General features: G+C 62.7%; 22 protein-coding genes. 11 read left to right on the forward strand and 11 right to left on the reverse strand.

Annotated elements, in window-relative coordinates; translation table 11 throughout:
* Positions 1-24: 24 nt before the first annotated feature.
* Entirely contained in the window at positions 25-450 is a 426-nt protein-coding gene (locus OIS50_RS13600) for a hypothetical protein (RefSeq protein ID WP_264691182.1), read from the forward strand.
* A 60-nt stretch (positions 451-510) separates the two neighbouring features.
* Here the strand turns inward: OIS50_RS13600 and kbl are convergent, their stop codons facing one another.
* Positions 511-1,758 carry a glycine C-acetyltransferase gene (gene kbl, locus OIS50_RS13605; protein WP_264691183.1) on the reverse strand — a complete coding sequence of 416 codons (1,248 nt, stop codon included), beginning with the start codon at positions 1,756-1,758 and terminating at the stop codon, positions 511-513.
* Positions 1,759-1,988: 230 nt separating this feature from the next.
* On the opposite strand from kbl, the gene OIS50_RS13610 reads away from it, so the two are divergent.
* Positions 1,989-2,858 (forward strand): DUF6920 family protein, encoded by an 870-nt coding sequence (locus OIS50_RS13610; RefSeq protein WP_264691184.1) that lies wholly within the window; start codon positions 1,989-1,991, stop codon positions 2,856-2,858.
* A gap of 72 nt (positions 2,859-2,930) precedes the next feature.
* Here the strand turns inward: OIS50_RS13610 and OIS50_RS13615 are convergent, their stop codons facing one another.
* Complete coding sequence (locus tag OIS50_RS13615) at positions 2,931-3,953, reverse strand: patatin-like phospholipase family protein (RefSeq protein ID WP_319805295.1); 1,023 nt, start codon at positions 3,951-3,953, stop codon at positions 2,931-2,933.
* 206 nt (positions 3,954-4,159) lie between these two features.
* On the opposite strand from OIS50_RS13615, the gene OIS50_RS13620 reads away from it, so the two are divergent.
* The 5 genes from OIS50_RS13620 to OIS50_RS13640 all read left to right on the forward strand — a co-directional run bounded on the left by OIS50_RS13620 (position 4,160) and on the right by OIS50_RS13640 (position 9,126).
* Entirely contained in the window at positions 4,160-5,158 is a 999-nt protein-coding gene (locus tag OIS50_RS13620; RefSeq protein ID WP_264691185.1) for an NAD-dependent epimerase/dehydratase family protein, read from the forward strand.
* A 183-nt stretch (positions 5,159-5,341) separates the two neighbouring features.
* The gene (locus OIS50_RS13625) at positions 5,342-6,073 is read left to right on the forward strand and encodes a DUF3891 family protein (protein WP_264691186.1); all 732 of its coding nucleotides are present in this window, start codon (positions 5,342-5,344) and stop codon (positions 6,071-6,073) included.
* A gap of 87 nt (positions 6,074-6,160) precedes the next feature.
* A complete protein-coding gene (locus tag OIS50_RS13630; RefSeq protein ID WP_264691187.1) occupies positions 6,161-7,132 on the forward strand; it encodes a YihY/virulence factor BrkB family protein in 972 nt (323 codons plus the stop codon).
* Positions 7,133-7,199: 67 nt separating this feature from the next.
* Positions 7,200-8,339 carry a hypothetical protein gene (locus OIS50_RS13635; protein ID WP_264691188.1) on the forward strand — a complete coding sequence of 380 codons (1,140 nt, stop codon included), beginning with the start codon at positions 7,200-7,202 and terminating at the stop codon, positions 8,337-8,339.
* 61 nt (positions 8,340-8,400) lie between these two features.
* A complete protein-coding gene (locus OIS50_RS13640) occupies positions 8,401-9,126 on the forward strand; it encodes a hypothetical protein (RefSeq protein ID WP_264691189.1) in 726 nt (241 codons plus the stop codon).
* Positions 9,127-9,205: 79 nt separating this feature from the next.
* Here the strand turns inward: OIS50_RS13640 and rlmN are convergent, their stop codons facing one another.
* The 4 genes from rlmN to OIS50_RS13660 all read right to left on the reverse strand — a co-directional run bounded on the left by rlmN (position 9,206) and on the right by OIS50_RS13660 (position 11,987).
* A complete protein-coding gene (rlmN, locus tag OIS50_RS13645) occupies positions 9,206-10,273 on the reverse strand; it encodes a dual-specificity RNA methyltransferase RlmN (RefSeq protein ID WP_264691190.1) in 1,068 nt (355 codons plus the stop codon).
* A 49-nt stretch (positions 10,274-10,322) separates the two neighbouring features.
* Positions 10,323-10,748 carry an STAS/SEC14 domain-containing protein gene (locus tag OIS50_RS13650; protein WP_264691191.1) on the reverse strand — a complete coding sequence of 142 codons (426 nt, stop codon included), beginning with the start codon at positions 10,746-10,748 and terminating at the stop codon, positions 10,323-10,325.
* 129 nt (positions 10,749-10,877) lie between these two features.
* Positions 10,878-11,522 carry a hypothetical protein gene (locus OIS50_RS13655; protein ID WP_264691192.1) on the reverse strand — a complete coding sequence of 215 codons (645 nt, stop codon included), beginning with the start codon at positions 11,520-11,522 and terminating at the stop codon, positions 10,878-10,880.
* A gap of 30 nt (positions 11,523-11,552) precedes the next feature.
* Positions 11,553-11,987, reverse strand: a complete 435-nt coding sequence (locus OIS50_RS13660; protein ID WP_264691193.1) for a thioesterase family protein — start codon at positions 11,985-11,987, stop codon at positions 11,553-11,555.
* A gap of 49 nt (positions 11,988-12,036) precedes the next feature.
* On the opposite strand from OIS50_RS13660, the gene mnmC2 reads away from it, so the two are divergent.
* The 3 genes from mnmC2 to OIS50_RS13675 all read left to right on the forward strand — a co-directional run bounded on the left by mnmC2 (position 12,037) and on the right by OIS50_RS13675 (position 14,738).
* Positions 12,037-12,723 carry a tRNA (5-methylaminomethyl-2-thiouridine)(34)-methyltransferase MnmC2 gene (gene mnmC2, locus OIS50_RS13665; protein WP_264691194.1) on the forward strand — a complete coding sequence of 229 codons (687 nt, stop codon included), beginning with the start codon at positions 12,037-12,039 and terminating at the stop codon, positions 12,721-12,723.
* Positions 12,724-12,942: 219 nt separating this feature from the next.
* Positions 12,943-14,166 carry a DUF2157 domain-containing protein gene (locus OIS50_RS13670; RefSeq protein ID WP_264691195.1) on the forward strand — a complete coding sequence of 408 codons (1,224 nt, stop codon included), beginning with the start codon at positions 12,943-12,945 and terminating at the stop codon, positions 14,164-14,166.
* Positions 14,163-14,738, forward strand: coding sequence for a GDYXXLXY domain-containing protein (locus OIS50_RS13675; protein ID WP_264691196.1), 576 nt, complete (start codon positions 14,163-14,165; stop codon positions 14,736-14,738). The genes OIS50_RS13670 and OIS50_RS13675 overlap by 4 nt, the downstream gene beginning before the upstream one ends.
* A gap of 32 nt (positions 14,739-14,770) precedes the next feature.
* Here the strand turns inward: OIS50_RS13675 and OIS50_RS13680 are convergent, their stop codons facing one another.
* The 3 genes from OIS50_RS13680 to bshC all read right to left on the reverse strand — a co-directional run bounded on the left by OIS50_RS13680 (position 14,771) and on the right by bshC (position 17,635).
* Entirely contained in the window at positions 14,771-15,286 is a 516-nt protein-coding gene (locus tag OIS50_RS13680) for an ExbD/TolR family protein (protein ID WP_264691197.1), read from the reverse strand.
* An 80-nt stretch (positions 15,287-15,366) separates the two neighbouring features.
* Positions 15,367-15,957: a 5-formyltetrahydrofolate cyclo-ligase gene (locus OIS50_RS13685; protein ID WP_264691198.1), complete on the reverse strand. Its 591-nt coding sequence runs from the start codon at positions 15,955-15,957 to the stop codon at positions 15,367-15,369.
* A 97-nt stretch (positions 15,958-16,054) separates the two neighbouring features.
* On the reverse strand, positions 16,055-17,635 hold the full coding sequence (gene bshC / locus OIS50_RS13690; protein WP_264691199.1) for a bacillithiol biosynthesis cysteine-adding enzyme BshC: 1,581 nt from the start codon (positions 17,633-17,635) through the stop codon (positions 16,055-16,057).
* 144 nt (positions 17,636-17,779) lie between these two features.
* Between bshC and OIS50_RS13695 the strand changes: the two genes are divergently transcribed.
* Positions 17,780-17,983: a hypothetical protein gene (locus tag OIS50_RS13695; RefSeq protein WP_264691200.1), complete on the forward strand. Its 204-nt coding sequence runs from the start codon at positions 17,780-17,782 to the stop codon at positions 17,981-17,983.
* Positions 17,984-18,075: 92 nt separating this feature from the next.
* Here OIS50_RS13695 and rimO read toward each other — a convergent pair whose 3' ends face one another.
* On the reverse strand, positions 18,076-19,392 hold the full coding sequence (gene rimO / locus OIS50_RS13700; RefSeq protein ID WP_264691201.1) for a 30S ribosomal protein S12 methylthiotransferase RimO: 1,317 nt from the start codon (positions 19,390-19,392) through the stop codon (positions 18,076-18,078).
* A 410-nt stretch (positions 19,393-19,802) separates the two neighbouring features.
* Positions 19,803-20,972 carry an acyltransferase family protein gene (locus OIS50_RS13705; protein WP_264691202.1) on the reverse strand — a complete coding sequence of 390 codons (1,170 nt, stop codon included), beginning with the start codon at positions 20,970-20,972 and terminating at the stop codon, positions 19,803-19,805.
* Between the last annotated feature and the right edge of the window lie 69 nt (positions 20,973-21,041).

A 21,041-nucleotide genomic window follows, 5' to 3' on the forward strand; every position in this document is an offset into this window, starting at 1 on the left:
TTGCGAAGCGCTGCACCCAAGCATTTGCAAGACAGCTTGGCACTGGTACTGCTTCCGGATCATCGTATTCTGTTGCCCAACGATCAGCAACTCATTCGCCTGTATTTGCTGAATGCTACTTCCAAGAAAGTACCAATTGAGCGCGCTGACGCCACGCTACTTGATGTTGGAGTTGAGCTTCGGTTGGATGAACGTTGGGTGCTCCCTGCCTACCCAATGGATATGTTCTGCGGAAACAGCTTCTGGCAAGACACCTTAGCCCCTCGCTCTTACTGTGCTATCAACCTCGATGCATATTACTTCTATAAGGGCACAATCCCTGTAGAAGCCAGAGCAAGTGCCCGGGTAGGCCAAACGATGGTGAAGTCGCCGGTTTTTACCGTTCTGCTCACGCCTTTGCAGCTCTTTTTCCTACGTCACCCTAGGGTTCCTTTGCCCATCATCAATTAGCCCACCAAGCAAAAGGCCCGGCAGGATTATGCCGGGCCTTTTGCTTGAGGTAACTGCTGCTTAGGGCGTGTTCTGCACCACTTGGCCAGCCTCGGGCTGCGCGGCCGAGCGGTCCTTCAGCGTGCCCAGCTCGCGGCCTACCTCGATGAAGGCGTTGATGGCCTTGTCGAGATGCGCGCGGGTATGGGCAGCGGAGAGCTGCACCCGGATGCGGGCCTGGCCTTTCGGCACCACGGGGTAGTAGAAGCCCACCACGTAAATACCTTTCTCGAGCATTTTGGCGGCAAACTCCTGCGCCAGCTTGGCGTCGTAGAGCATTACGGGCACGATGGGGTGCTCACCGGGCTTGATGTCGAAGCCGGCGGCGGTCATCTTCTCGCGGAAGTACTTGGTGTTTTCCTCCAGTTGGTCGCGCAGCTGGGTGCTTTCCGTCAGCAGATCGAGCACGCGGATGCTGGCGCCCACGATGGCCGGGGCCAAGGTGTTGGAGAACAGGTAGGGGCGGCTGCGCTGGCGCAGCATGTCGATAATTTCTTTGCGGCCCGAGGTGAAACCACCCATGGCGCCACCTAGCGCTTTGCCCAGCGTGCCGGTAATGATGTCGACGCGGCCCATTACGTTGCGGTACTCGTGGGTGCCGCGGCCGGTTTTGCCGAGGAAGCCCATCGAGTGGCACTCGTCAATCATCACCAAGGCCTGGTACTTGTCGGCCAGGTCGCAGATTTGGTCGAGGCGGGCAATGGTACCGTCCATCGAGAACGAGCCGTCCGTCACGATGATGCGGTGGCGGGTGCCCTTGGCTACGGCGTCCTGGAGTTGCTTCTCCAGGTCTTCCATGTCGTTGTGGTTGTAGCGGTAGCGCTGGGCTTTGCACAGGCGCACGCCGTCGATGATGGAAGCGTGGTTAAGCGCGTCGGAGATGATGGCGTCTTGCTCGTTGAACAAGGGCTCGAACACGCCGCCGTTGGCATCGAAAGCCGCGGCGTACAGGATGGTGTCTTCGGTACCCAGGAACTCGGCAATCTTGCGCTCCAGCTCCTTGTGAATATCCTGCGTGCCGCAGATAAAGCGCACCGACGACATGCCGTAGCCGTGCGTGTCGATGGCTTCTTTGGCGGCCTTAATTACCTCGGGGTGCGACGACAGCCCCAGGTAGTTGTTGGCGCAGAAGTTCAGCACCTCACCGGCCTCGTTGGTCTCGATTTCGGCGCCTTGCGGTGAGGTAATGATGCGCTCTTTCTTGTAAAGACCGGCTTCTTTAATCTCGGCCAGCTGCTGCTGGAGGTCGGGTTGTAGGGTGGTGTACATGCTCCGGGATTACAGGTATAAAGAAATGCAGTGTTGCGGTGCGGGCACCAAAGATAAGGAACGCCTCGGGCCCTAGGTCATGGCCTCGCGCACGGCCCACCGGGGCACGCGACGCCCGCAAAGCATCCGGCTTGCTTAACACGCAAAAGGCAACAAAAGTCATTTTTTGGTAAGCGCCAGGCCCGATCTTCACTACTTCAACCCGCAACACTGCTAACCACTCGCTGATCATGAAAAGCTGGGCAAAGAAAACCGCCGCTGCGGCCGGCGGCTTAGTGGGCGCAACCGCCGTAGCGGTGGCTGTGGGCACCCTGCTCTGGAACCGTGCTACCGAAAGAACAGTGGAGCGCCTGCTGACACCGGCGCCCGATGCCGTTCCGCAGGTGTTTTCGGCCGATGAACTGGCCACCTTGCCCGCTTCTGTAGCCCGGTATTTTCGGTTTGCCCTGACACCCGGCCAGCCGCTCATTCGCAGCGCCCGCACCAGCCAAACCGGCGAGTTTAACGCGGGCAACGGCTGGAGCCCGTTTACGGCCACGCACCACGTACACGTAACACCGCCCGGCTTCGTGTGGGATGCGCGCATCTACATGACTCCGGTGCTGCCCGTGCGCATCCGCGACAGCTACGTGGCCGGGCACGGCGCCATGCAGGGCAAATTTGCCGGCGTGGTGCCCGTGGTAAATGCCGTAAACCGCCCCGATATCGACTCGGGCGCCTTGCTGCGCTACCTGGCCGAGGCGGTGTGGTACCCCACCGCCCTGCTGCCCAGCCAAGGCGTTCGGTGGAGCGCCATCGACGAGCATACTGCCCTGGCCACGCTCACCGATGGCGCCACCACCGTGTCGTTGCAGTTTAGCTTTGGCGAGCAGGGCGAAATCGTGCGCAGCTACGCGCCCGCCCGCTTCCGCGATGTAAACGGGCAGGGCGTGCCCACGCCCTGGGGCGGTACCTACCAGCAGTACATCCGCGTGGCCGGCATGATGGTGCCGCAAAGCGGCGACGTAGCCTGGTTTCTGCCCGAAGGCCGAAGTCCCTACTGGCGCGGCACACTGCAAACCGTGTACGAATTTGCCAACGGCTCGCGGGCCCCTAGGTAAGCCACACCCGCCAGCCCGGCAACACCTGGATACATAGGCGCTCGGCGCGAGCAAAGCAGGCGCTAAACCGCTTTATTTCGGCACCTGGGCGCGTTGCCTAAAGGCCTGCACGCCCTGCCGCCCGCTTTCCATGAGTTGCTGCTTCTGCGCATCGGGCACGCGCCTAATCTTCGGCTGAAAACCCACGGTGCTGATGCTGATGGTGCGCTGCCAGTCCTGCGGCTGGGCTGGGTTGAGGTTTTCGATGGCCACGTTGTAGAGCGCGCCCACATACGACGGAAAGTCGTGAATGTCGTAGGCGGCGAGTTGCTGGCGGCCGGTGGCGGTAGTATCCAGCCGGATTTGCTCGGCACGGTCGAGGCGCAGACCTAGGGTTTCGGCATTGAACACCTGCCCGCGGGCATCGGGCGTGGCGGCCACGTCGGGGGGCAAGTACCGGGGGTAGTCGAACAGGCGGATGGGGTAGTTAGCCAACAGCCCACCATCTACCAGCACCTGCACGGGCTGGCCTTTGGCCGGCTTGCCCTGCAGCACATGCCCTTGCGCATCAAGCAACACCGCCCGGAAGTACATGGGTATGCTCATGCTGATGCGCACGGCATCGGCCACGCGCATGCCGGGGTGGGTTTCGTGGCTGAACACCTGCACGCGCTGCGTGGTAAGGTTGGTGCCGGTGGTGTACAGGTCGCGGAAGCGGCCGGGCTGCTGCCGGGCCAGTTGGTGCAGCTCACCTAGGGTAAGGTTGGGGTTGCCGGTTTTGCGGGCCACCAGCTCGGCCAGGTAGCGCGCCAGGGCATCGCCGCGGTACCAGCCGTACTGCCGGAGCAGGCGCGTGCTGCCCCCCACGAAAATGAAGCGGCCGTCGTTGAGGCGCTGCACGGGCGCGCGGTTCACCACCTCAACAACCTCGTCGGCCGAGTAGCCCACGGCCAGCAGCGCCGCCTGAATGGCTCCGGCCGAGGTACCGCCCACCCGCTCGATGCTGCGCAGCACGCCTTGATGCTCCAGCTCTTGCAGGGCGCCCCCGTAGGCTATGCCCCTGATGCCGCCGCCCTCCATCACGAGGTTGCGGTACGTGGGTTGGGCCTGAGCCACCGCGGCGCAGCTGGCACACAGAAGCGCCGCGGCCGTATAACAAATTTGTTGCAGCTGCATACCTCCACGAGGCCTACACCGGCCGAGAGGTTGCAACAGAAGCGGCAACCCCAACCGCCGAGGCCCCCGAAGTTGGTATCTTTGTGTACTGGCCTGCGGGCTTTTTCTGCTGATCTGCTTTTCCCCACCCGTTTTCCTTCTTACGCATGAGCACAACCGGCACAGGCGACACAATTCTGGTAATTGGCGCCGGCGGACAACTGGGTTTCGAACTCACCCACGAACTGCGCCAGCTTTACGGCGCTTCCAACGTAGTAGCCGCCGACGTGCGCCTGCCCAAACACCCCGAGCTGGCCGATGCCGGCCCGTTTGTGCAGCTCGATGTGCTCGATAAAGCGGGCCTGGGCGAAGTGATGCAGCGCTACAAGCCCAAGCAAGTGTACCACCTGGCCGCCTTGCTCTCGGCTACCGCCGAAAAGAACCCCAAGTTTGGCTGGGAGCTGAACATGGACGGCCTCTTCAACGTGCTCGATGCCGCCGTGGAGCACGGCACGGGCCGCGTTTACTGGCCCTCGAGCATTGCCGTGTTCGGCCCCAACACCCCCCGCGACAATACCCCGCAATACACCGTAATGGACCCGGGCACCATCTACGGCATCAGCAAGCAGGCCGGCGAGCTGTGGCTCGACTGGTACTACCGCAAGCACGGCCTTGATGTGCGCAGCCTGCGCTACCCCGGCCTCATCGGCTACAAGAGCCTGCCCGGCGGCGGCACCACCGACTACGCCGTGGACATTTACCACCACGCCGTGCACGGCCTGCCCTACCAGTGCTTCTTGCAGGAGGATACCTACCTGCCCATGATGTACATGCCCGATGCCCTGAAGGCTACGCTCGATTTGATGCACGCCCCCGCCGAGCAAATCAAAATCCGGACCTCCTACAACCTAGGAGCCATGAGCTTCTCGCCGCGCGAAATCACGCAGAGCATTCAGCAGCACCTGCCCAACTTCGAGGTAACGTACCAGCCCGATTCGCGCCAGCAAATCGCCGACTCCTGGCCCAAGAGCATCGACGACTCGCGCGCCCGCCAGGACTGGGGCTGGACGCCGCAGTTCGACCTAGGTGCCATGACGGCCGACATGCTCCGGCACCTGCAGGAGGAACCGCAGTACCTGGCCCCGCTGGCCGCCGAAGCGAAGTAAGCCGAACGACTGTAGCGCGGACTTTGTAGTCCGCGTCCCCGGATAGTATTTCCTAATCGTCAGGCCCTAGGTCAACTATTGGACATTACTATCCGGCGGACGCGGGCTGAAGCCCGCGCTACTTCGTTCAACGCCTAACCGCCTCTATCCGTACCACAGCGCAGGCATTTAGTCTGCGCTGATATGATCGTAAACTACACTTCCGAGGGCTGGCAAATCATTTACCAGCAAGCCCATGCGCTGCTGGCGGCCCAACTGCTGCACCAATGGCCGGCTTTCCTGCCGCTCGAGCAATGGGTGGGCCTGCTGGCCGCCGTAACGCAGCACGACGACGGCCAGCGCCGCTGGGACGGGCGCTACGCCATTACGCCCGCCGGCGCCCCCGCCGATTTCACCACCAAGGAATTTTCGCTGGAGCAAGCCACCGAGCTCATGCACCAGGCCCGGTTTCAGGGGCGGTGGCGCAGCCTGCTTACCAGCATGCACATGAGCTTTTTGTACGAGGAACTGCGCGGCCAAAGGCAGGAAATCGACGCGTTTCTCGACGAGCAGCGCCACTGCCAGCAGCGCTGGCGGCGCGAGCTGAAAATGACCAAGGCCGACGCCGAGCGCGCCTACGCCCTGATGCAGTGGTGCGACCGGTTTTCGCTGATTTTCTGCCGCCAGGAGCTGCCCGAGATGGAGCGCGCCCTCGAAATCAGCCGCGGGCCCGACGGCCAGCGCTACGACGTGCGCCAGCTTGCCGCCGACGAGGCCGTAACCGTGGAGCCCTGGCCTTTTGCGGCCGATGCCTTTGAGGTGGGCGTAGAGGCCTCGGTGCTCACGCAGCTGCAGTTCAAAAACGACCAGGAGCTGAGCCAGGCCTTGCGCGAGGCGCCCGTGCAAAACCTGCGCTGGCAGCTGCGCCGCAGCTAGCCTGCGCCAACGAAAGCCCAAAGGCCCCCGTAGTACCGCGCAGGGCCCCGCCGCGGGCCCCTCCCCGATTACGCGACCCTGACCCCTATGGCTACCTCCTCGTTTCAGCTATCCTCGTTGCCCGGCCTGTTCAAAGCCACCGCCACCCAGTTCATGGAGAACAACTCCCTGCGCCTGGCCGGTGCGCTGGCCTACAACGCCATCTTCTCCATTCCGCCGCTGCTGCTCATCGTTATTGCCTCGGCTGGGTATTTCTTCGGCGAAGAGGCCGTACAGGGCAAGCTGATGCAGCAGCTGAGCGGTTTTGTAAGCCCCGATGCCGCCAAAATCATCCAGGAGTCCATCAGCAGTTTTCATGAGCAGCAAAAAGGCGGCATGGCGGCGGCCATCGGTTTGGGCACGCTCATTTTTGCGGCCACCACGTTTTTCGTTACGCTGCAGGAAAGCCTCAACAGCATCTGGAACCTGAAGGTGAAGCCGCGCAACGGCCTGTGGGAGTTTATTCACGCGCGCTTGCTTTCGTTTGGCCTGATCCTGAGCGTGGCCTTGTTGCTGCTGATTTCGTTTGTGGTCAGCGCCGTGCTCAGCTTCTTCACCGATTACCTCCAGCAGCTGTTGCCGGGCGTGGCCGTGTTCTTTATCCGCCTGATCGATTTGCTGCTCTCGCTGGGCATCACCACGGCTTTGTTTGCCCTGATCTACCGCTTTCTGCCCGACGCCATCATCCGCTGGCGCGACGTGTGGACGGGCGCTTTCATCACGGCCCTGCTGTTCATCATCGGCAAGTACCTGATTACCTTTTACATCGCCACCTCCGACCCCGGCTCGGCCTTCGGGGCGGCTCGTTCGCTCATCATCCTGCTCGTCTGGATTTACTATTCCTCGCTGATCATCTTTTTCGGCGCCGAGTTCACGCAGCAGTACGCCGATTGCTACGGCCAGCACGTGCAGCCCAAAGCCCACGCCGTGCGCATTGAGGTGCGCGAGGTGCCGCCCGGCGAAACCAAGGAAGAGCAAAACACCGGCCGCCCGCACGCCGAGGGGCGTTTCCGGAGCTAGTATTTTGTCGAGCTTAGGCTGATTTCTCGTCTAAAAACCAATAGGTTTGACGCATAGCTATTCCTCTATGCGTCAAACCTTACTGTTTGTGGCCACCTTGCTCGTGCTGGGCATCGTGGCGCCCGATGCCCACGCCCAAACCCCGGCCGATACCGCTCGCCTCATTATTCTGAGCCCGGTGGTAGGCGAGGTGATTGACGCGCAGGAAAAAGCCACCTACGGCCTCTTCCCCTACTACTCCACCGACAGCCTTGCCGAAGGCCGGCTGTACCGCGCCCTGCGCCCCGACAGCACCGTTACGCTGCTCACCCGCTTCCGCGACGGCAACACCCGCCGACGCATCATCGGCCCCGAGGAGCTGCAGGCTGCCCGCGCTGCCGTGGCCCGGCCCGTCGCGTTGCCCGCCCAAACGGCGGTGCCCCAAGCCAAAGGCGCCCAGCCCGACTCCATCGGCACGATGTACTCGGTGGAGCTGCGCTCGGGCAACTCGTTTGTGGGCACGCTGGCGGCCAGCCGCCCTGCTGCCCTCGAATTTACCACCCGCGACCTAGGGCGCATTACGGTGCAGCGCGACAATATCCGCAGCATGCAGCCGCTCACGGTGGAGCAAACCCGGCGGGGCTGGGACCCGGTGGGCAACGGCACGCGCTTGTTTTTTGCGCCCACGGCCCGCATGCTGCGCAAGGGCGAGGGTTACGTGCAAGACGTCAATATTTTCCTGATCGGGGCCAACTACGGCATTACCGACTACTTTTCGGTGGGGGCATTGGTGCCGGTGTTGCCCGGTACGCAGCTGAGCCTCGTGGCCCTCACGCCGAAAGTGGGCGTGCCCGTTACCGAAAAGGTGAATTTGGCCGCCGGCGTGCTGTTTGTCACCGGCTTCGGCTCGAGCGCCGGCATTGCCTACGGCGCCGGCACCTACGGCACCGCCGACCAAAACGCCACCCTGGGCCTGGGCTACCTGTTTGCCGAGGGCGAGGTAGAAAGTAGCCCGGTGGTGCTGGTAGGCGGCGCCGCGCGCATATCGCGCCGCATTTCCCTGGTCAACGAAACGTACATTTTCGACGGCGGCCTAGGTGGTTTGGCGGGCGTTAGGATGGCGGCAGCACGCCTGAGCGGCAGCCTCGGCTTTTTGTACCTCTCGGGGCTGAACACCATCTTTCCGGCCTACCTCGAGGCCGCCTACCGCTTCGGAAAAGTGAAATAAGCCCGGCCGGCCGGCGTACCCGGCTACGCGCCGTGCTACCTTTGGCTTTTATCCCTTTTCTATGAAGCGCTATTTACTAGCATTTGCCCTTGTTTGGGCACCCATGTTCTCCTTCGCGCAGGCGGGCAAATCGGCCAAAGCGAGCAACACGGCTGCGGGCCTCTCCACCGAGCAGCTGGAGCGCGAAATGGCCGATGCCATTTGCCAGGATTTTGAGCGCGAAAACAAAACGCGGCCGCTGGCGGAGCTTACCAAGGAAGAGGCTACCACCATGATGCAAAACTCCATGTTTAAGGTGATGAGCGCCCGCGCCACCGAAGTGGAGAAAATCCTGAAGAAGAACAAGCAGGACCCGAACACCGCCATGCGCGAGGTGGGCCAGCGCGTGGGGGCTCAGCTGGCCGGCAACTGCCCGGTGGCCATGCTGCTGTTTGCCCGCCTCAGCGGCAACAAAGCCGCCGCCGACGCCGTCGGTTCCGTCGATGCAGCTTCGCTCGCCATCAGCGCGGCCGAGCGGCCCCTCATCGAAACCCTGGCCGCCGATGCCTGCACCGAGCTGGGCCGCCTGAACGCCGCCACGCCGCTGGCCGGGCAAACCACCGAAGCGCGCCAAACGGCCGTACAGCAGGCCATTCTGCACGCCGCCAAAGCCCACGCCAAGGAAATCGGCGACTTCTACGGTGCCGATGTATTCTTCGACACCGAAAAGCTGAAAGTAATCGGCATGAAAATCGGCTCCCTGATGGCCTCCAAATGCACCCCGCTTATTGCCGAAATGGGGCAGTAAGCCTCGTGCATCCTTCAAACGAAAAGGCCCGGTTCAGCTACCTGAACCGGGCCTTTTCGTTGGCGGCGCCGCGGGGCACCTAGGCGGGCTGGCCTTCTTTGGTGGCCAACTGGCCGCAGGCGGCGTCGATGTCTTTGCCGCGCGAGCGGCGCACGTTTACCTGCACGCCGCGGTCGGCGAGGTACTTCATAAACGGCACGAGGCGGTCTTCCTGGGCGTTGAGGAAGGCGGCCGGGGCAATGGGGTTGTACTCGATCAGATTCACCTTGCAGGGAATCCACTTCGTGATTTCGAGCAGGGCCTTGGCGTCGTCAATCGAGTCGTTGAAGTTGTCGAACACGATGTACTCGTAGGTTACCATGCGGCCGGTTACCTGGTGGTAGTGCTGCAAGGCCTCCTTCAGCACCGGCAACGAGTTCGACTCGTTGATGGGCATGATTTCGTTGCGCTTCTCATCGGTGGGCGCGTGCAGGCTGAGGGCCAGGTTGGCCTTGAAACCGTCGTCGGCCAGCTTCTTGATCATCTTGGAGATGCCGGCGGTGCTCACCGTAAGGCGGCGAGCCGCCATGCCCAGGCCCTCCTTGTTGTCGGTGATGCGCTCCACACTCTTGAGCACGTTGGCGTAGTTGAGCAGCGGCTCGCCCATGCCCATGTACACGATGTTGGTGAGCGGCTTGCCGAAGTGTTCCTCGGCCTGCTGAGCAATAATGGCCACCTGGTCGAAGATTTCGGCCGTATCGAGGTTGCGCTTGCGCTCCATGTAGCCGGTGGCGCAAAACTTACACGTAAGCGAGCAGCCCACCTGCGACGAGATGCACGCCGTCATGCGGTCGTCCTTAGGGATGAGCACGCCCTCTACCAGGTGCCCGTCGTGCAGCCGGAAAGCGTACTTGATGGTGCCGTCGGTGCTTTGCTGCTGCTTCTGAATCTGAACGGAGTTGATGCTGAAGTGCGCATCGAGCAACTCGCGGGTGCTCAGCGAGATGTTGTTCATCTCGGCGAACGAGTGCGCCACGTTGCGCCACAGCCACTCCATCACCTGCTTGGCGCGGAAAGGCTTTTCGCCGTGCTCAACAAAAAAGGCCTTGAGCTCGTCGAGGGTGAGTTTGCGGATGTCGCGTTTGGTAACGATGGGCAGCGTGATCATAGCACAAAGGTACAACCAAACAGCGGCTTAGGTTCCTTTTGCGCGGGGCTCAGCGTTGCTGCCGCAGCCAGGCGTCGGCGGTGGCTTCGTCGTCGAAGTAGCGCACGGTAAGGGGCACGGCCAGCTCGTGCACGATTTGCACCGTAGCCAGGCGGTTGAACACATCCTGCGCCTGCACAATGGCGGCAAAGCGGTAGCCCGCCGTAGCCACGGCCTGCGGCGCCCAGGTGGCCGTGAGCCAGTCGCGGTCGGCGGCGCTCAGGCGCGGCATCAGGCGGTGGTCGGTCAGGATTTTGTGCAGCCCTTCGCGGCGCAGCAAGGCCAGCGCCTCGTTGTAGATGGCGCGCACCTCGGCGCTGCTGGCGGGCACACCTTGCCAACTTAGGTGCACGTATTCGCCGGGCATCAGCTGCACCTGGCCTACCGGGTGCTGCGCATGCATGCGTAAGGAGGCCGAAAAAGAAGACAGGGGCATAACAGGCAAAGCGTGAGCAGGCGGCGACCTTAAAGGTAGTACAAGTTGCGCCACCCCAAAACTGCCGTTGCGGGCCGCTGCCATATCTGCCTGAGCCTTCTTCACCTAGGCGTGCTCGGCCCCTTCAAGCTAGCAGCAGTTGTAGTACACCACGGCTTTGTGCTGGCGGGGCAGGTAGGCCAGCCGGCGGCCGTCCTCCTCGTAGAGGCTGTAGGCGAAGCCGGGCAAGCCGGTTTGCTGCACTTCTTTCCAAACTGCTTGGCTGGCGTGGCGGTCGGGGGCGGTGCCGGGCTTTACGGCGGGCTGCAGGAAGCGCTCCGGGGCAAAAAAGCCGTCGAGCCGCTCGCGCACGTAGGCCTCGCGCTGGGCGGTGGTGGGGTTCTGGCCGTACTTCAGCAAGCCGTAATCGAGCAACGCCGTTACCGGAAACTGCTCGCGCCAGAGCGTATCGCCCTGGGCCGACACGATGGTGAACTGCGCCTGCCCCGTGAGCAGCGAATCGCCCACGATGCGCAGCGCAAACACATCGTTGGCCTGCTGCGACGAAAACCGGTGCTCGGCCGTGGCTTCCATGCGGGCGCGGCGGGCGGGCAGCGGCGTGGTAGCGGCCGGCGGCATGCCGGGCGGCACCTCGGCCGCGGGCACGCCGCCGGTTTGGGGCGGGCGGTTGGCCGGGTTGGGGGCCGTGGTTTCGGGCTGATCGGGGTTGGTTTGGCAGGCGCCTAGTAGCGCGCCGGCCAGCCAGGGGGCGGCAAAGCGGAGGTGGTGGAGCATGCAGGCTGTACGCACGCGGGCCCTAGGTCGTTAGGCAGCCGGGGCACCTAGGCGGGCAGCGGCTACTTCGGGAAGCAAAGCCAGCTTGCGGGTGTTGTAGTCGAAGCAGAGCATGCCGGTTTTGGCGCGGGCAATGTCGCGGCCTTCGGTGGTTTGGATGTGGTACACCACATCGAAGCCATACTTGTGCAGATCGGTGGCGGCCATTTGCACGCGCAGCACGTCGCCGTAAAAGCCCTCGCCCTTGTACTCCACAGCCAAATCCGACATGATCATGCCCTGCTTGGTGGCGGGGTCGTACTCGGCCAGCTCCATGTGCCGCAAAAACTGCACGCGGGCTTCGTGCAGCAGGCTAACGAGGGCATCGTTGCCGAGGTGGGCGCCGTAATTCAGGTCGGTGATGCGCACGGGCAGCTCCACTGTTACGGAAAACGTCTCGGGCAAGGCTACTTTTACGCGGGCCATATGTTGGTACTGGGTATTTGGTACGAGGTAATCAGACTGAACGCAAACGATGAGCGACGTTACAAAGGTAGAAGTACGGCAAACGGGCGACGGCTCGAGCACCTTGTACGTGCCGGCGCTTGATGAGCACTACCACTCGACCCACGGTGCGCTGCAAGAGTCGGTGCACGTGTTTATTCGGGCGGGCCTCGAGCCGTTGCTGCTCACCGCCGACCGCCCCCAGCACATTCTGGAAGTGGGCTTGGGCACCGGCCTCAACGCCCTGCTTACGCTGCAGCGCAGCCTCACCGCCCGCGTGCGCATTCACTACGATGCCGTCGAGACGTTCCCGCTGCCGCCCGACATCGTGGAGGCCCTAGGTATTGAGCGCTACGTGCTGAACCCGGAGCTGCTAGACCTGCACCGCCAACTGCACGCCGCCCCCTGGAACACGCCCGTCGACCTGACGCCGCACTTTGAGCTGCGCAAGCTGCACGTGGCGCTGCAGCAGGCGCACTTGCCCGCCAACCACTACCAGCTCATTTACTTCGATGCCTTTGCGCCCGAAAAGCAACCCGATATGTGGACGCAGGCCGTGTTCGAGCAGCTATTCGCGGCTACGGCGCGCGGCGGTGTGCTGGTGAGCTACTGCGCCAAGGGCGCCTTCAAGCGCAGCCTGAAAGCCGCTGGCTGGGAAGTGGAGGCGCTGCCCGGCCCGCCCGGCAAACGCGAAATGACGCGGGCCCGCAAGCCGTAAAAATTCTCACCTGCTCAACGCTCGCCGCCTTCTGCCAGTGCCAAATGAAACTACAATGGGCACTTCGGTATGATAGCCGTGAGCGGCTGCAGCAGCTCGTCGGTTTCTTTTAGACCCCTGAGCTAAAACGGGATTACCGCATGGCTAAGCAAGACCAAAGAAGCTTGCACTAAAACGGCACTGTCGTTTTGCACGCGTCTTCCGTATTTGGCGGTAGTTATGAGTCGAAAATTCGTCGAAATAGAAGGCCAGCACTGGGTTGAGCAGGGCATCATCAGCCCCGAGCAGCACCAGCGCCTGCTGGCCCTATACCCCGAGCAGCAGCGCGCCATTGGCTTGTTGCCCTTGTTGGGCAGCCTGTTGGTGAGCCTCAGCGCCTTGAGCCTGGTGGCAGCCAACTGGCAAGACCTACCCGAGCTGCTGCGCCTGGGCTTGCTTATCGGCTCGATGGTGGGCGCTTACCTAGGCGGCGAGCATTTCCTACACCGCGGTTTCCGCTCGATGGGCATTGGCCTGGTAGCCCTAGGTCTGGTTTTGTTCGGGGCCGGTATTGTGCTCACGAGCCAGATGTACCAGCTGGTGGGCTACGATGTAACGGGGCTGCTGGCGTGGGTAATGGCCGGCGTGGTGCTCACCTTCATCTACCAAAGCCACTTCCTGTTCATTCTGGCCGTGGCCATTGGCGTGCTGGCGCAAGGCTACAGCGTGGGTAGCCTTAGCAGCTACAGCTACACTAGCGCGCTGCTGATGGCCGGCGGCCTCGGTTACTACTGGTGGCGCCGGCCCGACGCGCTTTGCGGAGCCATTCTGGCCACGGGCCTGCTGTGGCAATCGGCGTTGCTGATTAACCACTTGCACATCAAAATCACGTGGTTTTTTGTGCCGGCCATGCTGGTGTACGCCGCCGGCGATTGGCAGCCCAACCGCCCTGCGGCCCGCGCCCTGCAAGCCCCGCCCTTGGTGGCCGCTTTCCTCTTTATGCTCGGCCTAGGTATGTTTGGCGAAGCCGGCAGCTACACCGATCAGCTGCGGCCGCACTTTGTGGGCTTTGTGGGGGCGCTGCTGCTGGTGTTTGGCCTGTCGGTAGCGGGCAAGCACGCGCGCGGGCACCTGAGCAGCGCCGCCGATTGGTTGCTGCTGTTGCCAGGCTACTACTTCCCCGGCGGGTTGCCGCTGGCCGTGGCGGCGCTGGTGGTGCTGTATGCTTACACCGGCTCGGTGCTGTACCGCGGCTTTCAGGAACAAGCTGCAGACCGCGTAAACCTGGGCACGGCGCTGTTCATCCTCACTACCATGGTAGCTTATTTTAAGCTGACGTGGGAGTTCATGGATAAGTCGTTGTTCTTCCTGCTCGGGGGCTTGTTGCTGCTGGGCCTGAGCTGGTACTTGCGCCGCCGGGCTCGTTCTATTCCGCCCTCCAACCAACCCACGCCCCAACGATGAAGCTGTTGCCTACGCTCTTCTTGTCGGGAGCGGCCGATAAGCGCCGCCGCTGGGTAGCCTTGGCCGTGGCCGCGCAGGTGCTGTTTCTCTTGCTGGTGGCCGGGGCAGGCTCGGCCATCAGCAGCTACGGCCGGGCGGTGGTGCTGCGCACGTCGCCCGTCGACCCGCGAGACTTGCTGTACGGCGACTACGTTACCCTGAACTACGACGTAAGCCAGTTGCCGCGGCCGCTGTGGCGTGGCTCGGAGGCTCCGCGCCGGCACCGTCCCGTGTACGTGGAGCTGCGCCCCACCCCCGCCGGCTACTACGAGGCCGTAGCGGTGTACCCCGCCGAGCCCGCCTCGTTGCCCGCCGACCATGTGGCCCTGCGCGGCTGGATTGTGAACGTGTGGCGCCAAGGCCTGCAACTGCGCTACGGCCTGGAGCGCTACTACGTGCCCGAAGGCGAAGGCCGCAAGCTGGAACGCCGCGCCGGTCGGCAGCCGCTGCTGGTGCACGTGAGCGTGGCTCCGTGGGACCAGTCGCGCATTACCCGCGTCGAAATAGCTCCTAAACCAGCAGAGCGCCCGTAACTGGGGCGCTCTGCTGGTTTGTGGGGAGTTGGCTACCGCGTGTTCAGGGCGAGTAGCTGGCGGTCGGCTTTGTCCAGGTCCACCAAAGCGTACTTCTTTTGGTTGGTGATGCTCATCTCGTCGAGCACATCCACCACGTCGCAGTACCTGGCATCGGGGCTGGTTTTGATGAGCACGGTGGCTTGTGGGCTGCGTTGCTTGAACTGCAGCAGCACTTGCCGAACCCCAGCCGCGCCAAAGTTGGTGGTGCGCAGCTCGGCGGGTGCCTCAGCGGTGTTCAACCCAAAGAAGTAGTGCACCTGGCTGTTCTTACCCAAAATGAGCGTGAGGGCTTGGCTGGCCGGCACATCGGTGTCGCTATCCGCATCGGTTACGGGCATGGTCAGCTGCATCACGTTGGGCTTGGCAAACGTGGTGGTGAGCATGAAGAAGGTGAGCAGCAGAAAGGCGAGGTCCACCATCGGGGTCATGTCGAGGCGGAAGGCTTGCTTTTTGGCGCGGGGCTTGGTGCTGCGGCTCGGGGCGGAGGTGGGCTGGATGTCGGCCATGGCGGTGGAGGTGTTGGTTGAGGTTTCACCTGCCAAAACGCCGGGCTTCGTTGGCTTATTACACCCAGGCCTTCGGGGCGCTACTCGCCGGCGTGCTGCGCCTCCTCAAACCACCACACGCGCTCCGGCGCCACGCAGGCGTGCAGGGGCACGTCGCCGGGCCAGGCATCGGTAATGCGCTCCACGGGCGGCTCCAGGCTCAGGCCGATGCGCTGCGCCCCAGGGCACTCCTGCAAGAATCGGTCGTAGAAGCCTTTGCCGTAGCCCACGCGGTGGCCTTGCAAATCGAAAGCCAGTAAGGGCAGCAGCACCGCATCGATGGTAGCGGCCGCAACGGCTGGCGCACCTAGGGGCTCGGGTATGCCCCAGGCGTTGGGCTGCAAGGCGGTACCGGGGCCGAGCAGGCGGTGCGTTAGCTGGCCATCGGCTTGCACCACGGGCACCACCACCTGCACCTGCGGAAACTCCGCCCACAACCGCCGGATGATAAGCCAGGTGTTCAGCTCGTGCTGCCGCTCGATGGGCAGAAACACGTGCACCGTGCGCCAGGCGCCTAGGTCGAAGGCGGCAAACAGCCGGGCGGCCACCTGCGCGCTGCGCGCGGCCAGCTCGGCTTCCGGGAGGGCGCGGCGGCGCCCGAGCATGTCGCGGCGGAGGTCGGCTTTCAGCATGGCGGTTTGGCGGCTGCTTGCCGTGGTTTTGCTGGTTTGGCCGGCATCGCCCTAGGTTGCTTTGTGCGTAGCCGGCGTGGGCAGCTGGCTTCGGGTGTTATTCTTCTTCGATTACGGTAAACTCCAAAGCCAGCGGCTCGAACGCCTCGACGAGCTGATCGATAAAGCCCGGGTTGTTCGCCACAATGCTCAGCACGTTGTCGTGGCGCTCCTGCAGGCTGCCCCCTGGGAAGAGCTTTTCCTTGAGGCCGCTGAGCTGGTTGTAAGCGGTTTCGTGCTTGGCTTCGGCGGCTTTACTCAGGCGCTTTTCGAGGCCGGCCACAATGCCCGTTACCTTTTGCTGCTCGGCCGCTACGGTTCTCACCAGCGTGGGGTCGAGGCGCTGCGCCACGGCCGACACAGCGGCAAAGGCGGCGGCCAGCTGCTCCTGCTGCTCGGCCAACGACACCTCCTCCTGACCTAGGGAAACCGCCACCTGCTTTTTCAGCTCGGGCAGCGGGCGGAACAAATCGTTGGTGCCGAGGCCCAGCTTGCGCAGCTTGCCCAGGTGGGTGCGGCCCACGTACAGCGCCGAGTTGCGCAGCAGCACCAGGGGCATGGGCACTTGGTAGTGCTCGAATACTCCCTTCAGCTGCAGCCAGTAGGCTACTTCGGCGCCGCCGCCCACGTAGCACAGGTTGGGCAGCAGCAGCTCCTGGTAAAGCGGGCGCAGCACCACGTTGGGGCTGAAGCACGCGGGCTCGGCTTCGGCGTGCGCTACGGCTTCGTCAATCGTCCAGCGGATATCGGTGTTGCGCACCACTACGTGGCCGTCTTCCAGCTCCAGCCGCTCGCGCTTGCCCGTGCTGGTGAGGTAAAACAGGTTGAGCGGGCGGGCATACACCTGCGGCTTGTAGCCGGCAGCCTCTAGGGCGGCATCGGTGGCTTGCACCGCTTGGTAGGCAGCCTGGGTGCGCAGCTCCTCGGCCAGCACCGGCGCCAGCACTTGCTTTAGCTCGGCGTCGTCGGGCTCTACGCTCAGCAGGCCGTACTGGCCAAACAAGGTGTGCGTGAGGCGGCGGGTGGCTTCGGCCAGGGTTTGGCTTTGCTCGTAGGCTTCGCGGAAGGCCGCGGGCACCTCGGCGGGCAACTGCGCCAGCACCTGCTCGGTAAGGCCCGCCAGCGGCATGCGGCCCACGGGCCCGCCGGTTTGCTCGGCCTGCCACTCCAGCTTTTTGCCGAACAGGTGCAGGTGGTTGATTTCGGCGAAGTCGTGGTCTTCGGAAGCCATCCAGTACACCGGCACGAAATCGTACTGCGGGTACTGCTCCTTTAGCTGGCGGCAGAGCTTTACCACCGTGGCAATTTTGTAGATGAAGTACAGCGGCCCGGTAAGCAGGTTGAGCTGGTGGCCGGTGGTAACGGTGAAGGTGGTTTCCTTCGCCAGCAGCCCTAGGTTGGCTTGCACGGCCGGGTGCAGCTCGGGCAGGGCGCTCAGCTGTCGGCGCAATGCTTGTTGTAGCCGCTCGCGGGTAGCAGCCGGGTACTGCGCACGCTTCTCCTCCAGCTGCTCGGCAAAAGCCTCCAGCGTCGGGAAGCGGTGATAAAAAGGCTGGAGCCTGGGCTCTTGCTTCAGGTAATCAGCGACAAACGCGCTAAACGCGCCGGTGGCGGCGTAGGGCAAACAGTGCACGGGCATGGGCGGAGTAGACGTTGCGGCTGCAACGTTCGCAAAAAAACCGCGGCCACAAATTAATGTTCAAGCTCAACTTTATTTCGGTCTATTTCGTCATGGAATTCTCACGCTGATTTGGTAGATTGCTCTACACCCATTCCGCCCGCTATGATGTCGTCTATCCCGCTTTGGTACTGGCTGGCAGCCGTGGTGCTCCTGCCTTGGCTGTTTACGCTGTGGCACATCCGCAGCGGCGAGTTTCCGGGCCGCTGGGAACGGCGCCGCTGGATGTCGTCGGTGGCTTATCTGCCCTTTATTGGCATGTGGCAGTACTGGACGAGCGGCGTGCACCGGCGCCGCGTATCGCACTAGCCCTACCCTACCACCCACCCCAACAACCCTCCAGAACACAAAAGGCTGCGGCAGTACTGCCGCGGCCTTTTTCATGCTCGGTGCTGCCGGGCTTAGTTGCTTACCACTTCGCCGTACAGGTCGAAGTCCGAAGCCTCGGTAATCTTCACGTCGGCAAAATCACCTAGGCGCACGTACTGGCTGGTGGCGGGCACCAGCACCTCGTTGTCGACCTCGGGCGAGTCGTACTGCGTACGGCCCACCCAGTAGCCGCTCTCCTTGCGGTCGAACAGCACTTTGTAGGTGTTGCCCACTTTCTGCTCGTTCAGGTCCATCGAAATGCTCTGCTGCAGCTCCATGATGGCGTCGGCACGCTCTTGCTTCACCTCGGCGGGCACGTTGTCTTCCAGGCTGAAGGCGTGGGTATTCTCCTCGTGCGAGTACGTGAAGATGCCCAGGCGCTCAAACTTGGTGTCCTCCACAAACTGGTACAGCTCCTCGAAGTCTTGCTGCGTTTCGCCGGGGTGGCCGGCAATCAGCGTGGTGCGCAGGGCAATGTCGGGCATGCGCTGCCGAATCTGATCGACCAGCTCCACGGTGCGGCGCTTGCTGATGCCGCGGCGCATGGTTTTCAGCATGTTGTCGCTGATGTGCTGCAAGGGCATGTCGAGGTACTTGCACACGTTCTCGCGCTCCTGCATCACGTCGAGCACCTCCATCGGGAACTGCGAGGGGTAGGCGTACTGCAGGCGAATCCAGTCGATGCCGTTCACGTCGCTCAGGCGGCGCACCAGCTCGGCCAGCTTCCGCTCGCCGTATTTGTCGAGGCCGTAGTACGTGAGGTCCTGCGCAATCAGGATCAGCTCCTTGGTGCCCATGTTGGCCAGCTTGGTGGCCTCGGTTACGAGGTCCTCCATGGGCTTATCCACGTGCTTGCCGCGCATCAGCGGAATGGCGCAGAACGAGCACGGGCGGTTGCAGCCCTCGGCAATCTTGAAGTAGGCGTAGTGCCGGGGTGTGGTCAGCAAACGCTCGCCCACCAGCTCGTGCTTGTAGTCGGCATTCAGGGTTTTCAGCAGCTGCGGCAGCTCCAGGGTACCGAAGTAGGCATCCACCTGCGGAATCTCCACCTCCAATTGGTCCTTGTAGCGCTGCGAGAGGCAGCCCGTTACGTACACCTTTTCCACCTTGCCGGCCTCTTTGGCGTCGGCGTACTGCAGAATGGTGTCGATGCTCTCCTGCTTGGCGTTGTCGATGAAGCCGCAGGTGTTGATGATGACGATGCCCGCCTCGTTTTTCGTCGACTCGTGCGTTACGTCATAGCCGTTGCCGCGCAGCTGGCCCATCAGCACTTCCGAGTCCACCAGGTTCTTGGAGCAGCCCAGCGTGATGACGTTTACCTTATTGGCCCGATTGCCTTTTACTTTCATGCAAGTAGCGCGAAGTTTCACTTCGCGTATCGTTGAACGGCGCTGCCTGGCAGCAAGCACCTAATCCTGAACAAATTGCCTCGCTTTCGCCCGCGGCGAAAATTGGAGCGCAAAGGTACGCAGGAGCCAACGCCTTTTCCTACTCCGAACGTTCACCAGTAGCGCGGACTTTGCAGTTGGCGTCCCCGAATAGTAATTTCTGTTGTCGGACCTAGGTAAAATGTAGCGTGGGCTTTGGCCCACGTTTGCCAGAACTGTGTCGTTGAACGGCAAACACCGCAACGGTTTCGTTCTGGCAAACGCGGGCTGAAGCCCACCCGACACCACGCAGCCCGCGCTACACGCAACATTTGATGTTACTAGCCGGGGATGCGGAAAACAACCGGGGGTCGGCGTAGCCAAAGTCTGCGCTACATGCCACGCCCGCCGGTCAGCAAACTATACACGCCGGGCACCAGCTTGCGCATAATCGCACCTAGCAGCACGGCCAAACCGGCAATCAGCAGCGGCAGCAGCACAAACACCAGCGTATTCTGGCCCGGCCAGACGCGCAGCGCCCACTCGGTTGCGTAGTTCACCAAGGGCACGTGCAGCGCATAAATCATGAACGAGAAGCCCACTACCCACGCAAACCAGCGCTGGCGCATGGCGGCGCGCACCACCGCATCGGAGCCAAACCACATTACGCCGATGCCCAACGCCTCGGCCGCTTTGTGCAGCAGCAGCATGGGCAAGAAGGGTGGGTACTGATAGTGAAAAGCCGCGTAGCTTTTCAGCAGCACCACCACCAGCCAAAGCATGGCCATGGGTAGCACCGGGAACCAGCGAGGGGGCCGGAGCACGTCGATGCTGCGGCGGTGCAGCCACACGCCCAGGGCAAAGAACAGCAGGCCCGTGCCCCCGATAAACGGCTGAATATCGATGCCTAGCAGCCACAGCAGCCCCGTAACGCCGAAGTAAACCGCCGGCGCCCGGTCGACGGCCTTGCGCAACCACGGATAAGCCAGGTTGTAAATCAGCAGGCTCATCAAAAACCAAAACTGGAAGGGCACCGGCACCAACAGCCACCGCAGCAGCAATTGCCCCGGCGTGTAGCCGCTCACAAAGGGGTTGTCGGGCCCGAAACTGCTTAGGGCTGCATCCTGCACCAGCTGCCGCGTGGCCGGGAACTGCTCCATGGCCCAGGTGCCCGCTAGCCCGATAAAGCTCCAGAGCAAGTACGGCACCAGCAAGGTGCGCACCCGGCGCTGCACCCGCACCCGGTGCGGCGTGCCGGAGTCGTGGTAGGCAAAAAGGTAGCCCGAAATGGCGAACAGAATCGGGATGCGGAACCGAAACAGCCCATTGGCCAGAAAATACTGCAGGTACGCGCCCACCGTCAGCGGCTCCTCTACTGCCGAGGCGGCGTGCAGGTAGCGCGGGTGCAGGTTGTAGGCGTGCACGTACACCAGCATGAGCATGGCCACGAACGACCAAAATCGCAGCTTCTGGCTCAGGAACGGATCCAGCCGCTTGGGTTTGACGGCTTCGTCAGCAGGGATGGGGACGTCGGCTACTACTTGCATATCAACCAGATGCACCGGGTGGCGCAACGGTTGTCTGGTTGGTCAAAAGCCAGCTGCAAATAACTCACACACTAGGGTGGCAAC

The sequence above is a fragment of the Hymenobacter sp. YIM 151858-1 genome, assembly GCF_025979705.1.
Taxonomy (GTDB): domain Bacteria; phylum Bacteroidota; class Bacteroidia; order Cytophagales; family Hymenobacteraceae; genus Solirubrum.